General features: G+C 70.9%; 15 protein-coding genes. 8 read left to right on the top strand and 7 right to left on the bottom strand.

Going from position 1 to position 14710, the window contains the following annotated elements; genetic code table 11:
- Positions 1-13: 13 nt before the first annotated feature.
- Positions 14-787, top strand: a complete 774-nt coding sequence (locus VF106_RS17310) for a fumarylacetoacetate hydrolase family protein (protein WP_330840758.1) — start codon at positions 14-16, stop codon at positions 785-787.
- Between the two features lie 43 nt (positions 788-830).
- On the opposite strand, the gene VF106_RS17305 is transcribed toward VF106_RS17310, so the two are convergent.
- The 3 genes from VF106_RS17305 to VF106_RS17295 form a co-directional block, all read right to left on the bottom strand.
- On the bottom strand, positions 831-1076 hold the full coding sequence (locus VF106_RS17305) for a hypothetical protein (RefSeq protein ID WP_330840757.1): 246 nt from the start codon (positions 1074-1076) through the stop codon (positions 831-833).
- 65 nt (positions 1077-1141) lie between these two features.
- Positions 1142-4114: an AfsR/SARP family transcriptional regulator gene (locus VF106_RS17300; RefSeq protein WP_330840756.1), complete on the bottom strand. Its 2973-nt coding sequence runs from the start codon at positions 4112-4114 to the stop codon at positions 1142-1144.
- 22 nt (positions 4115-4136) lie between these two features.
- Positions 4137-5120, bottom strand: coding sequence for a VWA domain-containing protein (locus tag VF106_RS17295; protein ID WP_330840755.1), 984 nt, complete (start codon positions 5118-5120; stop codon positions 4137-4139).
- Between the two features lie 140 nt (positions 5121-5260).
- Here VF106_RS17295 and VF106_RS17290 point away from each other — a divergent pair, with 140 nt between their 5' ends.
- A complete protein-coding gene (locus VF106_RS17290) occupies positions 5261-6184 on the top strand; it encodes an ABC transporter ATP-binding protein (RefSeq protein WP_330840754.1) in 924 nt (307 codons plus the stop codon).
- On the top strand, positions 6181-6942 hold the full coding sequence (locus VF106_RS17285) for a hypothetical protein (protein WP_330840753.1): 762 nt from the start codon (positions 6181-6183) through the stop codon (positions 6940-6942). Before VF106_RS17290 ends, VF106_RS17285 begins: the two co-directional genes overlap by 4 nt.
- Positions 6943-7056: 114 nt before the next feature.
- Here VF106_RS17285 and VF106_RS17280 read toward each other — a convergent pair whose 3' ends face one another.
- Positions 7057-7866 carry a hypothetical protein gene (locus VF106_RS17280; protein ID WP_330840752.1) on the bottom strand — a complete coding sequence of 270 codons (810 nt, stop codon included), beginning with the start codon at positions 7864-7866 and terminating at the stop codon, positions 7057-7059.
- A 69-nt stretch (positions 7867-7935) separates the two neighbouring features.
- Between VF106_RS17280 and ligD the strand changes: the two genes are divergently transcribed.
- The 3 genes from ligD to VF106_RS17265 all read left to right on the top strand — a co-directional run bounded on the left by ligD (position 7936) and on the right by VF106_RS17265 (position 10156).
- Positions 7936-8916, top strand: coding sequence for a non-homologous end-joining DNA ligase (gene ligD, locus VF106_RS17275; protein WP_330840751.1), 981 nt, complete (start codon positions 7936-7938; stop codon positions 8914-8916).
- Positions 8917-8981: 65 nt separating this feature from the next.
- Positions 8982-9566 carry an RNA polymerase sigma factor gene (locus VF106_RS17270; protein ID WP_330840750.1) on the top strand — a complete coding sequence of 195 codons (585 nt, stop codon included), beginning with the start codon at positions 8982-8984 and terminating at the stop codon, positions 9564-9566.
- A complete protein-coding gene (locus VF106_RS17265; protein WP_330840749.1) occupies positions 9563-10156 on the top strand; it encodes a hypothetical protein in 594 nt (197 codons plus the stop codon). Before VF106_RS17270 ends, VF106_RS17265 begins: the two co-directional genes overlap by 4 nt.
- A gap of 52 nt (positions 10157-10208) precedes the next feature.
- Here the strand turns inward: VF106_RS17265 and VF106_RS17260 are convergent, their stop codons facing one another.
- A complete protein-coding gene (locus VF106_RS17260; RefSeq protein WP_330840748.1) occupies positions 10209-10532 on the bottom strand; it encodes a tetratricopeptide repeat protein in 324 nt (107 codons plus the stop codon).
- 124 nt (positions 10533-10656) lie between these two features.
- Here VF106_RS17260 and VF106_RS17255 point away from each other — a divergent pair, with 124 nt between their 5' ends.
- Both VF106_RS17255 and lexA read left to right on the top strand, forming a co-directional pair.
- On the top strand, positions 10657-12981 hold the full coding sequence (locus tag VF106_RS17255) for a sulfatase-like hydrolase/transferase (RefSeq protein ID WP_330840747.1): 2325 nt from the start codon (positions 10657-10659) through the stop codon (positions 12979-12981).
- 20 nt (positions 12982-13001) lie between these two features.
- A complete protein-coding gene (gene lexA, locus VF106_RS17250) occupies positions 13002-13658 on the top strand; it encodes a transcriptional repressor LexA (protein WP_330840746.1) in 657 nt (218 codons plus the stop codon).
- Here the strand turns inward: lexA and VF106_RS17245 are convergent.
- Both VF106_RS17245 and VF106_RS17240 read right to left on the bottom strand, forming a co-directional pair.
- Positions 13644-14315, bottom strand: a complete 672-nt coding sequence (locus tag VF106_RS17245; RefSeq protein WP_330840745.1) for a permease prefix domain 1-containing protein — start codon at positions 14313-14315, stop codon at positions 13644-13646. The two genes, lexA and VF106_RS17245, sit on opposite strands and share 15 nt — an antisense overlap.
- Positions 14312-14644, bottom strand: coding sequence for a PadR family transcriptional regulator (locus VF106_RS17240; protein WP_330840744.1), 333 nt, complete (start codon positions 14642-14644; stop codon positions 14312-14314). Before VF106_RS17240 ends, VF106_RS17245 begins: the two co-directional genes overlap by 4 nt.
- Between the last annotated feature and the right edge of the window lie 66 nt (positions 14645-14710).

The raw sequence follows: 14710 nt of genomic DNA, 5'->3' as shown, positions 1-14710 counted from the left end.
AAAGGGACTTCGCGTGAAGATCGTTCGCTACGAGACCGCAGACGGCGCCGCCTGGGGAGTTCTCGAAGGAGACCTCGAGCATGGCGTCGTGAACGCCGCGCGGGGCACCCCGTTCGTCGACCTGCTGTCCACATCGGACGCCGTCGGCCCAGCGGCGGAGCTGCGGCTGCTCGCCCCCGTCACGCCGAGCACGGTGCTGTGTGTCGGGCGCAACTACCGGTCGCACGCAGAGGAGTTCGGCAACAAGGTGCCCGACGAGCCGCTGCTGTTCCTCAAGCCGCCGTCCGCGGTGGTCGGCCCCGGCGCGGACGTGGTGTACCCGGCGCTGTCGGGGCGGGTCGACCCGGAGGCCGAGCTGGTGCTGGTGATCGGCCGTACCGCGCGGAACGTGGCCGCCGCCGACGCGTGGGACGTCATCGGCGGCTACACCTGCGGCAACGACGTCACCGCCCGCGACATCCAGAAGTCCGACGGCCAGTGGACCCGCGGCAAGGGCTTCGACACCTTCTGCCCGGTCGGCCCGTGGGTGGAGACCGACTTCGACCCCACCGACGTCGCCGTCTCGTGCACGGTCGACGGCGAACGCCGGCAGGACGGCCGCACCAAGGACCTGATCTTCCCGATCCCTTACCTGATCGAGTACATCACCCGGTTCACCACGCTCCGCCCCGGCGACGTGATCCTCACCGGCACCCCGGAGGGTGTCCGTCCGGTCGAGCCTGGAAACACGATCACCGTGGCGGTCGAGGGCCTTGGCACTCTCACGAACCGGGTGGTCACCGAGTAGCCGGCCGGGGCTGCGGCCCGCCCCCAGGCCGGGCCGCAGCGGGTCAGGCCGTCACCGCGCCACCGCATCCAGCGCAGTCGAGGACACCGCCGTCGCCGCGCCGTGATGGCTCTGACGGCGGGTCGTTCGGGTTGTCGCAGTGGCACCAGCCCGGCGGAGGCACCTCCCGCGTGACCCACTCCCGTCCGTTGGTCGGCTCGGCGATAGCCGTGCTGGCGCCGCCAAGTAACGCGGCGGCAGCCAGCACGGCCGCCACCACCACCCCTTTCGGCCCACGTTTCATACCCATGTGATCCCCCTGTGGTATGTGTTTCCCCTACTCACCCAATACTGCCCGTCAGCACTAACCGGTCGCTAACTACGTTGCGTGAGGAACGGCGGGAACCGCAGGCTGCTCTCGTCGAGGTCGAGCTCGGTGAGGACGCGCCTGCCCTCGCGTCGGCAGGCGGCCGCCTCGTCGGCGTCTCCCACCGCGTGCAGGACCAGGTCGAGGCGCAGCAGGGTGCGTGCCTGCTCGAGGCGGGCGCCGAGCTGACGCCAGATGGCCAGCGACTCCCGCAGTGCCTCGATGGCGTCCGCGGGCCGGCCCTGCCCGACGGCCAGGTCACCGAGCGAGCGCAGGACCTCGGCGATGCCTTCCTGGTCAGCCACCCGGCGCATCGCCGCCAGGGAGCGGTCGAGCCGGTCCGCGGCGGCAGGCCACCGCGCCGACCTCAGGTCCACGTCGGCCAGAGCCTGCTGGAGCCACGCGGTTCCTCGGTCGTCGCCGATGTCGCGGGTCGTCGCCAGTGCCTCGGCGAGTGCCTGTTCGGCCTCGGCGAGCCGGCCCACCTCCATCAGCCTGAGCCCGTGGCTGTGCAGCTGCATGGCCGTCAGGCGGGCACTTCCCTCCTCGCGGGCGATGGCAACGGCCTCCTCCAGCAGAGGAAGGGCCGCCGAGGACCGGCCACGGTCGGCCTGCAGGGTGGCAAAGGCATACAGGGCACGGGAAACCAGTTGTGGCGGCGCTCCCGAGCCACGCGCCGCGGCGAGGGCCTGTGCCAGCCAGTTCGCCGCCTCGTCGTAACGGCCGAGCATGCGGGCCGCCCTGCCCGCGTGTGTGAGTGCCTGGAACTCGCCGCGCCTGTCCCCCAGCCGTCTCGCCACGGCCAGTTCCTCCTCGGCGAGCGCGGGCAGCTCGGCGTACTGGTCCCGTTGAGCACGCGCCGCGAACAGCGCGCCGAGCAGGCGCATCAGGACGTCGTCGAGGTCGTGCCCGCGAACGGAGGCCAGCGCGCCGCGCAGCGTGTGCTCCCGGTCGTCGTCGTAGGAACGCATGCTGAGGTACCCGGACAGCCGCAACGCCAGCCTTCCGGCGAGCCCGGCCTCGCCCAACCGGCGGGCCTCGTCCACGGCATGGGCGAGGCTCACCCGTTCGGCGTCGAACCACGCGGCCGGGTTTTCCCTTACGGCGGCGGGAGTTCGCGGCGGTGCGGGCGGGCCGTCGAGGCCGTCGGCGTACAGCATGCCGTGGCCGAGCCGCTCGTCGGCCATGCCGGCCAACGACAGCCAGTCGGTCAGGAGACCGGTGAGCGCGGCGTCGCGTGCCGCCGGCTCGTCCTCGGCGAGCGCGCGTTCCCTGGCGAAGTCCGCGATGAGGTCGTGCAGCCGGAACCGTGGTTGCCCGGCCACGTCGAGGCCGAGCGGCTCGATCAGGTGCGTGTCGACGAGCTGGTCGAGCATCCTGGCGACCGGTTCGCCCCCGAAGAGCCGCTCGGCCACCCAGATCGGCCAGTCCGGCGCCGACACGAGGCCCAGCAACCGGAACAGGCCACGCAGCGGCGGCTCGAGCGCCTGGTAGCTGAGCGCGATGCTCGCGCGCACGTCCAGGTCGCCGACGGTCAGCTCGTCGAGGCGGCCACGCTCCTCGGCGAGGCGCTGCCGGAACTCCTCGAGCGTCCACTCGGTCCGCGCCGACAACCGTCCCGCGGCCACGCACACCGCGAGCGGCAGCCGCCCGCACAGGTCCGTGATCGCCACGGCGGCTTCCGGTTCGTGTCCGGCACGTTCGGTGCCCACCAGGGCTGCCAGCAGCCGCACGGCGTCGTCCCCGGACAGCACCGGCACGGTCCACCGCGTGGCGCCGACCAGGCCGGCGAGCTGCCGACGGGACGTGACCAGCACGGCGCAGGTGGCCGTTCCTGGCAACAGCGGGCGTACCTGCTCCTCACCGGCGGCGTCGTCGAGCACGAGCAGCATGCGGCGTTCCGCGAGATGGCTGCGGTAGAGGGCGATCCGTTCCTCCCGGTCGTCGGGAACGCTGGTCACCCCCAACGTGCGCAGGAGCCGCCCGATCGCGGTGTGCGGGTCGACGGCGGCGGAATGGCTGCCACGCAGATCGGCGTAGAGCTGCCCGTCGGGGAACGACTCGGCGAACCGATGGGCGGCGGCCAGCGCCAGGGTCGTCTTCCCGACGCCGCCCGGCCCGACGAGGACGGCCAGGGCAGTGACCTGGAGGGCCGCGCAGATGTCCGTGAGGAGCTTGTCCCGGCCAGCGAAGACGATCGGTCCGGCCGGAAGTTGTTGTGGCTTGGGCAGAACCGTGACGCGGGTCGGTGCCGTGCTCTCGCCGCGGAGGATCCGCTCGTGGAGCTGCCGCAGCGAGCGCCCCGGTTCGACGCCGAGGTCCTCGGTGAGCCGCTGGTAGACCTCCCGGTAGACGGCCAGTGCGTCGGCGCGCCGACCGGCGCAGGCCAGCGCCATCATCTTGATCTCGTGCAGCCGTTCCCGGTACGGGTACTCGGCGATCAGCTCGTCGACCTCACGCAGCACGTCGTCGTAGCGGCCGGACATCATCGTCGCGTCGAACCCGGCCTCGGTGGCGGCGAGTCGCTCCTCGTGCAGCGCCTGGCGGACGGCCGGCACGGAGTCACCCGCCGCGTCCGCCAGCGCCGGGCCACGCCACAGGTCCCTTGCCCGCGCGAGCAATATGGCGGCACGCGGGTGATCGCCGTCCGACGCCACCCGCTGCGCCTGCTCGACCAGCCGGCGAAACGTGGACAGGTCCAGGTCGTGCGAGCCGAGACGCAGCTCGTAGCCCGCCGCGTGCGTGACGATCAGGTCGGGCTCCCCCAACCGGCGGCGCAGATCGCTGATCACGTTGTGCAGCTGGGCTTTGGCCGTCGGCGGCGGGATCTCCCACAGCGCGTCGACCAGCTGGCTCAACGGGGTCAGCCGGTCCGCGTTGAGGAGCAACAGCGCGAGGACGAACCGCCGCCGGCCGCTGCCAAGAGAGATCAGTCGGTCCTCGTGCCGCACCTCGACCGGTCCGAGCACTCTGAATCGCACCGAACCCCCTCGACTCCCGGGGTCATGGCATGCGCTGGCTGATCAGCAACGAGCTGCTCGCCGCGCCGATGAGCACCATTGTGCCCAGCATCAGCCACGGGCGGCTCGCATCGGCGTGTTTGATCTCGTAACCGATCTGTTCGCCGAGGGTGGCGTAGACCCGTTTCAGCTCGTCCGCGGTCGCCGCCTTGTGGAACTCGCCTTCGGACAGCCGCGCGATCTCCGCCATCGCGACGTCGTCGACCGGGACCTCCAGGTCCTTGCCGTTGATCGTGACCACGCCGGCCTCGGTGCCGAAGGAGATCGTGGAGATCGGGATGGCACGCTCCTTGGCCTTGCGTGCCGCGGTGTAGGCGCCGCGCGGGTCGTTCGGGTCGCCGTTCGGCACGGTCTGCTTGCCGTCGGTCATCAGCACGATCCGGGCCGGTGGTGGGCCCTGCGCCCCGCCGACCACCGAGGAGAAACCGTCGATCGCTTGCAGGGCGGCGAAAAGCGCCTCACCGGTGGCGGTGGACTCGGCCAGCTCCAGGTCCTGGATCGCCTTCACCACACCGGCGCGTTCTGTCGTCGGCGACACCCGTACCGTCGCGGTCCCGGCGAACGAGACCAACCCGAGGTTCACGCCCGGCGTCATCCCCTCCACGAACGACGTGGCGGCTGCCTGGGCCGCGGCGAGCCGGCTCGGTCGCACGTCGACGGCCTCCATCGACAACGACACGTCGATCACCAGCATCACCGTGGCGCGGTTGCGCGGGACCTTCTGCTCGGCCGTCGGCCCGGCCATCCCGAGGACGAACAGGCTCAGCGCCGCGATCAGCAACGCCGCGGGCAGGTGCCGGCTCCACCCCGGCTCCTTCGGCGCCACCTGTTCGAGCAGTTCGAGGTTCGCGAACCGCATCATCCGCCGCTTGCGACCCCGCGTCACCGCCACGTACCCGACGGCCAGGGCGGCGACCACGGCGAACAGCAGCAACCACCACGGAGCACTGAACCCGCTCAGACTCATCGCACCCCCAGGGTCGCTCCGGTTCGAGTAGGCGACAAGTCAACCAATCGCGAGGTGTGCCGCGGGTAAGTGTGTGGTTTCCGCTGGCACCAACTCGGTTACGGGTGCAGGATGACGTATCGCCAAACTGGGGAGGTTCGGTGACTACTGAAGAAGGCCGGATCGAGGTGTCCGGGCTGACCAAGACGTTCGGCACGGTCAAGGCCGTCGACAACCTGAGTTTCTCGGTCCCCACCGGCACGATCACCGGCTTTCTCGGGCCGAACGGCGCCGGCAAGACCACCACACTGCGCTGCCTGCTTGGACTGGTCGGGCCGAACGGCGGCACGGCGACCATCGGCGGGCGCGCGTACCGCGACCTGGCGCGGCCCGCGGAGACGGTCGGCGCGATGCTCGAGGCGTCGTCCTTTCACCCGGCCCGCACCGGACGCAACCACCTGCGGGTGTACTGCACGGTCAACGGGTTCCCGGATCGGCGTGCCGACGACGTGCTGGACCTCGTCGGGTTGGGCAAGGCGGCCAACCAGAGGGTCCGTGGCTACTCGATGGGCATGCGACAGCGGCTCGGGCTGGCCGCCGCGCTTCTCGGCGACCCCAGGGTGCTCATCCTCGACGAGCCGGCCAACGGGCTCGACCCGGAGGGCATCGCCTGGCTGCGGCGCTTTCTGCGAACAATGGCCGAACAGGGCCGCACGGTCCTCGTCTCCAGCCACGTGCTCAGCGAGGTCGAGCAGACCGTCGACAACGTGGTGATCATCAACCGCGGTTCGCTGGTGCGCCAGGGCACGATCAGTGAACTGGCCGATCACCACGGGCACAGCGTCATCGTGCGTGGCCCGGAACTGGACCGGCTCGCGGGCGTGCTGCCGGCGGAGATCGAGGTCGAGCGGCGGGACGGGGCGTTGCGGGTCTCCGGCCTGACCACCGAGGAGGTCGGCCATCTGGCGTTCGTCGAGCGGATCGAGCTGCACGAGCTCACCACCGAACGAGGCGACCTCGAGGACATCTTCTTCGCACTGACCGCCGATGCTGGACCCGTCGACCACTTCGGAGGCACGCCATGACCCGCCTGGTCCGCGGCGAGATCCGCAAGCTGTTCACGACCAAGCTGTGGCTGTGGCTGCTGCTGGGCGCGTTCGCCATCACGGCCATCTTCATGAGCTTCACGATCGGCTTCGACGGCACGGAGGGAAACCCGAACCCGTCGTTGTCCACCGAGACGGGTCAGCGCAACCTGTTCGCGGTGGCCGGGTCCGCCGGGGTCTTCGTGCTCATCCTCGGCATCATCGGGATCACCGGCGAGTTCCGGCACCAGACCGTCACGCCGACCTTCCTCGCCACGCCCCACCGCGGCCGGGTGGTGATCAGCAAGCTCGTCACGTACGCGCTGGCCGGCATCGGGTACGGCGTCGCCGTCGTCCTGCTGGCCATCGCGATCGCGCTGCCGTGGGTGTCGGCGCGGGACATCGACCTGTCGCTGACCGAGAACGGGATCCCCGGCACCCTCGCCGGGGTGGTCGCCGGCGTCGCGGTGTACGCGCTGCTCGGCGTCGGCCTCGGCGCCCTGATCCGCAACCAGATCGCCGCGATCGTCGGGGCACTCGTGTACCTGTTCATCGTCGAGGGCTTCGTGTCCGCGCTACCGACGATCCGGGACTACTACAAGTACTTCCCGGGCGGCGCGAACAGCGCACTCGTCGGCGCGCAACAACCGGGCGTCACACTCCTCGAACCCTGGCAGGGCGGCCTGCTCCTGGTCGCCTACGGCCTGGTCTTCGCGACCGCGGGCACCTGGATCGCGGTACGACGCGACGTGTCCTGATCACGACGGGTGCGAGCGATAGCCCGGAGACGACGTAGGCCGTGCGGAATTGGGGCATGCGAAACCGCGGGGCCTCGCCGGTGTGGATGGCGACGAGCGAGTTGTCGGTCCGAGCTAAACCCCGTCACCGAGGTCGACGTACGCGGCGGACGCGTCGTCGAAGACCTTGCCGCGGCGGAAGTTTCGGCGGTCCGCGTCCGCGGTCTCGGCGGTCCGCACCTGCTCGACGAGCGCCGCCGGTCCGGCGCTGCGCAGCACCTCGAGCAGGTCGGCCCAGTCACCAAGGTCGAACTTGTCCCGCCAGCGGGTGGCGCCGTCGGTCAGTGCGGCCGCGGCGCGCACGGCGGCACGCGGGGTCGCCCCGGTGACAGCGTGGGCGACGACTGCCGGGTCGGCGGCCGCGGTGTGGAAGCCGTCCGGGACGTTGCGCAGGGCCTCGAGTGCGGTGCGGTAGGCGCCGACCTCCGGCCCGGCCCGTAGCGCGGCGAGGTAGGGGCGGGCGCGTAGCTCGTCGAGGCGGGAGTCGAGCACCGCCGTCACCGTGCCGTCCTGGCCGCCGAGCAGCACGGCGGCGTCGGAGAGCACCAGGTGCTCCACGCGAACGTCGTCCCAGCGCAGCATCGCGACGGTGGCCTGCGGGGTGCGTGGGTGGGACAGGTCGCAGGTCGTCCGGTGCGCGGCGGCCGTGCGCTCGATGGCCTCGGCGAGGCAGTCCGCGAGCGACCCGTGCCGCTGTCCGACCTCGAGGAGCGTGCGCCCGAGGAGGTCGACGAACCACGGCACGTCGTGCACGCATCCGGAATCACCGTCGTGCGGCGGGGTCACCCCGTCGAGCACCACCACGAGCCCGTCCACCGCCGCCGCGTAGTCCTCACATCGCCGCCCCGGCGCGGCCACGGAGACCAGCTCGACACCATTCGCCACGCGTCCACTATGCCGGGCACTCGCTGACCTGGACTTACGGGGTTACCCTCGCTCCGAGAGGAGTCCACTGTGGATGGTGTGCCCGCGCCGGTCGCGCCCATGCTGGCCGCTGAAGGCCCGCTGCCGGTCGGCAGCGGGTGGGCCTACGAGACCAAGTGGGACGGCTTCCGCTGCTGCATGCGCGTCGGCCCGAACGGCACGACACGGCTGACCAGCCGGCTCGGCAACGAGATCACCATGGTGTACCCGGACATGCAGGGCGTCATGACCGACGCCCTCGACGGCCAGGCCGCGGTGCTGGACGGGGAGCTGGTGGCGCTGGCCCCGGACGGCAGGCCCGACTTCCACCTCATGCAGTTCCGCCACCAACGCGGCCCCACGACCGAGCTGCTGCGTGCCGCGCCGGTCACCTACATCGCGTTCGACCTGCTCCAGCTGGGCGACGAGGTGCTGCTGGACGCCCACTACGCCCGCCGCCGCGAGCTGCTGACCGACCTGCCCCTCACGAACCCGCGGGTCGCGGTCCCCCGCCACTTCACGGCGGAGGACATCGACCCCACCGAGTTGCTCGCCTTCGTCGAGGAGCAGCGGCTGGAAGGGCTCGTCGCGAAGCGGCTCGCCTCGCGCTACCACCCTGGCCGGCGCAGCCGCGACTGGATCAAGCGACCGATCACCAAGACGCAGGACGTGGTGGTCGGCGGCTGGCGGCCGGGCAGGGGCAACCGCTCGGGCCGTGTCGGCGGGCTGCTGCTCGGCGCCCACGACCACGACGGCCACCTTCACTACATCGGCGACGTGGGCACCGGCTTCACCGAGCGGGCGCTGGACGAGCTGCTCGACCTGCTGACCCCGCTGGCACGGCCGGCGAGCCCCTTCCACGACGAGGTGCCCGCCGACCACCGCCGCGGCGCGCTCTGGGTGGCGCCGACGCTCGTGGGCCAGGTCGTCTACCGGCAGTTCACCACCGACCACCGCCTCCGCCACACCGCGTGGCGCGGGCTACGTCACGATGTGCGCCCCGAGCAGGTCACACGCGACGACCTCACCTGACCACCCCGTGTAACGCTCCCGTTCGCCCCGCCCCAAGTACGGGCAAAGGGGAACGGAGGGCACAGGTGGCCGAGGAAAACCAGGATCTGGCGGGCATAGGCCGAGATCCGGACCGGTTCGAGGCGTTCTACCGCGATCACGTCGAGGCGGTGCAGCGCTTCGTGGCACGCCGAGCGGCGGACCCGCACCTTGTCGCGGACCTGACCGCGGAGGTGTTCCTCGCGGTGATCAGGTCGGCGCACACCTACCGGGCGGATCGCGGCAGCGTCGTCGGATGGCTGTACGGGGTCGCGCACAACGTCGTCTCCGCCGAGCGGCGGCGCCGGGCACGGGAGCACCGGGCGCACGAGCAGGCCGCCGGGCGGCGGGAGCTGACCGGCGAGGACGTGGCCCGCATCGAGGACCGGATCGACGCCGAGGCACACGCCAGGAAGCTCGGTGCCGCGATGGACCAGCTCAGCGGGGGCGAGCGCGCGGTGCTCGAGTTGGTCGTGCTCGACGGCCTCACCGTCACCGACGCCGCACACGCACCGCACATCCAGCCGGTCACCGCGCGCGTGCGCCTGCACCGGGCCAAACGCGCCCTGCGCGAGCACCTCACTCCACCAACCATCACCGAGATCGCCATCGCGTCGGAGGTCGCGTCATGAACCAGCTGGGACAGTTCGAACAGAACCTGCTGACCGAGCTTCGCGAGGTCGTGGCCGAGCAGGCCAGCGTGCCACCCCCTCGGCGCGCCCTGCTACGCGGGCGGCTCGCGCTCACCACCGCCGGCGTCGGCCTGCTCGCGGCCGGACTCCTGATCGGTGTCCCGGCCATGTACGGCGACCGGACCTCCCCGGCCTACGCGGTCACGAACAACGACGACGGCACGGTCACGGTCATGCTCAACCGCCTCGAAGATCCCGAAGGACTGGAACGTGAGCTGGCGGCGCACGGCATCACGGCCGAGGTCGACTTCAGCCCGCCGGGTAAGCAGTGCCGGATCTCACCTCCTCGCTACGAGGAACAGCCCCAGGTGCGGTCGGTGGTGATGGGGGTCGCCGACAGCAACAGCAGCTTCACCCTGTGGCCGGCGGACGTCGAGGGCATGACGCTGGTGGTGGCAGGCTGGCGGGATCCGGCTGATCCCGAGGCGAACGCGTCGGCGCAGTACACCTTCCACTACACCGCCGTGAGTGGTCAGGTACGACGTGTGTTGTCCGGTACGACGTGTGTGTTGATCGAAGCTGGGGGATGAGGGGGAGCGTCAGCCGGCCACCGTCCGGTGGCCGGCTGACAGAAGACGCGGCTCAGTCGCCAGTGAACGCGGCGGCCAAGCGCAGCAGCGGCGCGGCCTCGTCGTGGCGGCCCTGGCGTTCCAGGGTGCGGCCCAGCATGAGGTGCGCGTATGGCTCGACCGGGTCGCGGGTGATGATCTCGCGCAACTGTTCCTCCGCACGTCCGAGCTGCGCCGAGTGGTAGTACGCGCGGGCCAGCAGCAACCGGGGAGCGACCAGGTTCGGCGCCTCCTCGACCACCTCCACCAGGAGCTTCGCGGCGCCCGCGTAGTCCCTGAACTCGAACAGTGCCTCCGCCATCTGGTAGTTGCTGATCACGAGACGTTCAACATTCAACTACTTTGGTTCATTCCTGAATAGAACCCGGTCACGCGTCGGCTCGTATCGAGTACGAGACCAGATCATGGGAGGACGCGTGCCAGGACGACCGCAATCTCCGGTGCGGGCAATGCTCACGGCAGTGGAAGCGGTTCTGATCCTGCTGGTCGGGCTGACCGTGGCGACCGGGCTCGGCCCGGCGGGTTGGCTGGCCGGACTCGCGTTCGCGGTGCTCGGCTGGGCCGCGCTCACGGACGGGTTGCGTCGGTTCGAGGCGCGGTCGTTCACGCCGGCCGGCAGGCTCACGCTGGGACGAGCCGTGCTGGTCGGCGGGGTGGCCGCGCTGGTCGTGGAGACCACCGACCCTCGACCTGACCCGGTCATGGCGATCGTCGTGCTCTCCGTGGCGGTGCTGGCGCTGACCGCGCTCGGCGGCAGCGTCGCCCCGCCCACCGAGGCGTTCGACACCCGGTTCGCCATGGAGGTCGGCGCCGTCTTCGTCCTGGTTCTCAGCGCGTTCGCGTCGACCTTCGTCGGCGTGTGGGTCATGGCGATCGGACTGCTGCGGTACGTGTTCGCCGGCGTCGGGCGCGTGCTGCCGTGGCTGCGTGCGCCGTTGCCGCCGAGCCGGGTACGGAGTGTCGTCGGGACGGCGCAGGGGGTCGTCCTGACGGCAGTGGCCACCGGGGTGCTGCCCACCTCGGTCGCGGTCGTCCTCGCCGGGTTGGCGCTGTTGGCGCTGATCGGGTCGTTCGCGCAGGACGTCCGGTGGCTGGCCCAGAACCGGACGGCGGAGCCGGCAGCGGAGAAGGCCGGCGAACTCAACCGACGGCGCGTGGCCGGGTGGGTGTTCACCGGTCTGGCCGGACTGCTGGTGCTGGTCGCGCTCGTCGGCCCGAACCAGCTGGGCCAGCTGTCGCTCTGGGCGTTCACCCGCATCCCGGTGGAAGGGCTCATGGGCGCCGCGCTCGTGCTGGTCCTGCCGGTCCGGGCGCGGCGGGTCGCGATCGTGCTGATCGGCACCGGGCTCGGCCTACTCACCATCGTGAAGTTCCTGGACATGGGCTTCTACGAGGTGTTCGACCGGCCATTCCATCCGGTGTTCGACTGGCCCTTCCTCGTCCCCGCCGTCGACTTCGTCGAGACCTCGTACGGTCACGTCGGCGCCGTGCTCGCGGTGGTCGGCGTCGCGCTGCTGGTCCTCGCGCTGCTGGTCGGCATGACGCTGGCGGTGCGGCGCCTGACCCGCGTCGCGGTCGGGCACCGCACCGCCGCCACGCGGATCCTGGCCACGCTCGGCGTGCTCTGGCTGGTCTGCGCTCTGGCCGGGGTGCGGTTCGCGCCGGAACAACCGGTCGCCGCCCGCAGCGCGGCCGACCACGTGTACGACGACGTGCGGCAGGTGCGCCAGGGCCTGGTGGACGACGAGACCTTCTCCGCGGAGGTCGCCAAGGACGACTACCGCTACACCCCCGGCAAGGACCTGCTGACCGCGCTGCGCGGCAAGGACGTCATGTTCGTGTTCGTCGAGAGCTACGGCCGGGTCGCCATCGAGCGCTCCGAGGGCGCGGCGCAGATCGACAAGATCCTGGACGACGGCACGGAACGGCTTCGCGCGGCCGGGTTCGACTCCCGCAGCGCGTTTCTGACGTCCCCGACTTTCGGCGGCGGCAGCTGGCTCGCGCACGCCACGTTCCAGACCGGGTTGTGGGTCGACAACCAGCAGCGCCGCGACAGCCTCAACCGCCGTGACCGGACGACCCTGTCCATCGCGTTCAACCGGGCAGGCTGGCGGACCGTCGGCGTCGTGCCGGCCAACACCGAGGACTGGCCCGACGGCAACATGTACCACTTCGACAAGGTCTACGACTCCCGCAACGTCGGCTACCGCGGTCCCCGGTTCTCCTACGCCACCGTGCCCGACCAGTACACCCTCGAACAGTTCGAGCGCACCGAGCGGGCGCCCAACCCCGAGCCGATCATGGCCCAGATCAACCTCATCTCCAGCCACACCCCGTTCACGCCGATCCCCGAGATCGTGGGCTGGGACGAGGTGGGCGACGGCTCGATCTACGACCCGATGGCCGCAGCCGGCACGCAACCCGGCGACGTGTGGCCCGACCCCACCAAGGTCCGCGGCGTCTACACCGACTCGATCGCCTACTCGCTGAAGTCGCTCCTGTCCTATGTGGAGACCTACGGCGACGACGATCTCGTGCTGGTCTTCCTCGGCGACCACCAGCCGGCGCCCATCGTCGCCAGCCAGGAAGGCAGCCGGGACGTGCCGATCAGCATCGTCACCCGGGACCAGGCCGTCATGAACCGGATCGACGGCTGGGGCTGGCAGAACGGCATCAACCCGGCCCCGGACGCACCGGAGTGGAAGATGGACACCTTCCGCGACCGGTTCCTCGACGCCTACGGACCGAAGAGCGACACGGACAAGTCGGCAGCGCCCCACCGGTGACACACCGCTATATTCGGCCGGTGACCGCCTACGACGATCTTTTCGAGCACCTGGACACCTCGACGCTGCCGGCGCGGCAGCAGCGGATCCTGGTCGCGATCCGGGACTGGGTGGTCCGGTACGGGTACTCGCCGAGCACCCGCCAGATCGGCGACACGGTCGGACTGCGCTCGACCTCGTCGGTGTCGAAGCACCTGGCAAGCCTGGAGGAGAAGGGCTTCCTGCGGCGAAGCGAGACGGTGTCCCGGCCGATCGACGTGCGCGCGTTCCTGCAGCAGCCGGTCGATCGGGAGACAGCCGAGGACTCGGTGCCGGTCCCGGTGGTCGGCGACATCGCCGCCGGCGTTCCCATCGCGGCCGAGGAACACGTCGACGACATCATGACGCTCCCCCGCGAACTCACCGGCCGGGGCAACGTCTTCGGCCTCCGAGTCCGCGGCGACTCGATGATCGACGCCGCCATCTGCGACGGCGACATCGTCGTGATCCGCCAGCAACACGAGGCCCACACCGGCCAGATCGTCGCCGCCATGATCGACGGCGAGGCCACGGTCAAGGTGTACCGGCGCACCGGCGGCCACGTCTACCTCGAACCACGCAACCCGAACTACGACGTCATCGACGGCGACCACGCGGTCGTGCTGGGCATCGTCGTGTCGGTACTACGCAGCGTCTGAGCAGACCCTGAGGGTCCGGATCGACTGCCAGATGATCAGGGCCAGCACGGCCGCGCTGCCGGCGAACGCGACCACCGCGGCCATGTTCGTGCCAAGCAACACGGCGGTGGAGTGTCCGCCTGCCACGTTCATCGCCACCGCGAGGCCGCCGCAGACGACCGCGCCTGCCGTGCCGGTCAGGCCGATCGCCCGTGTGACGCGGCGTGGGGGCACGCTGCGCAGGAAGGTGGCGACGAGCAGCACGATCGCCGCCAGACCGACGAGTGCGGTCACCACGTCCTGCAGTCTGGCCAGCGCCACGACGAGACCCGGGGCCGCGGGGTCGAAACCACGGCGCACCAGGCCGCTCGACCACAGCAGGTCCCAGCCGAAGAGCATCGCGGGGAACACCAACGTGAACAGCAACGCCGAGTGCCGGCCCTGGCGGGCGGTCAACTCGTCCTGAAAGGACGGTGCGACCTCGCCGACGGCGCCGAAGTCACGCACGGCCCTGGCGGCCGCCTGCTCGGGTGGCAGGCCGTCTGCCCGGTAGGCGTCGGCGGCGTCCATCAGCCCAGCACGTGCCTCGGCGATCATGCCTCGGCGTGTCCGCTGTGGACCCCGCAGTGCGCGTTCGAGCGCCGCCACGTGGCTGGTGATCGGGTCCGCCGTCCTCATGCCGTGCCCGTCGCGGGGCGCAGCACGGCCTCTACCACCGCCGTGAACTCGCTCCATTCCGCCCGCTGCGTGGCCAGCGCGTGCCGTCCGGCACGAGTGAGGGTGTAGGTGCGTCGTTCGCGGCCGCCGACGGTGCTCCACGAGCCGGACAGCAGCGCCGCCCGTTCCAGTCTGCGCAGCGCCGGATAGACGGTGCCGGTCGGCAGGTCCAGCGCGCCGCCGCTGCGGTTCTGCAGCGCCTCGATGATCGCGTAGCCGTGCAGCGGACCGTCCTCGATCACGGCGAGGATCAGCCCGTCCAGGTGGCCGTGGACGGCAGCGGGTTTCATAGGTAGGGATTCTACCGAAGCGTGGCGGGGAAGCGTCGGGGACAGAATCAGGGGAAGCCCTGATGT

This window comes from Actinophytocola sp. (assembly GCF_036378875.1).
Classification (GTDB): Bacteria; Actinomycetota; Actinomycetes; order Mycobacteriales; family Pseudonocardiaceae; genus Actinophytocola.
This window is presented reverse-complemented; position numbering and strand designations above follow the sequence as displayed.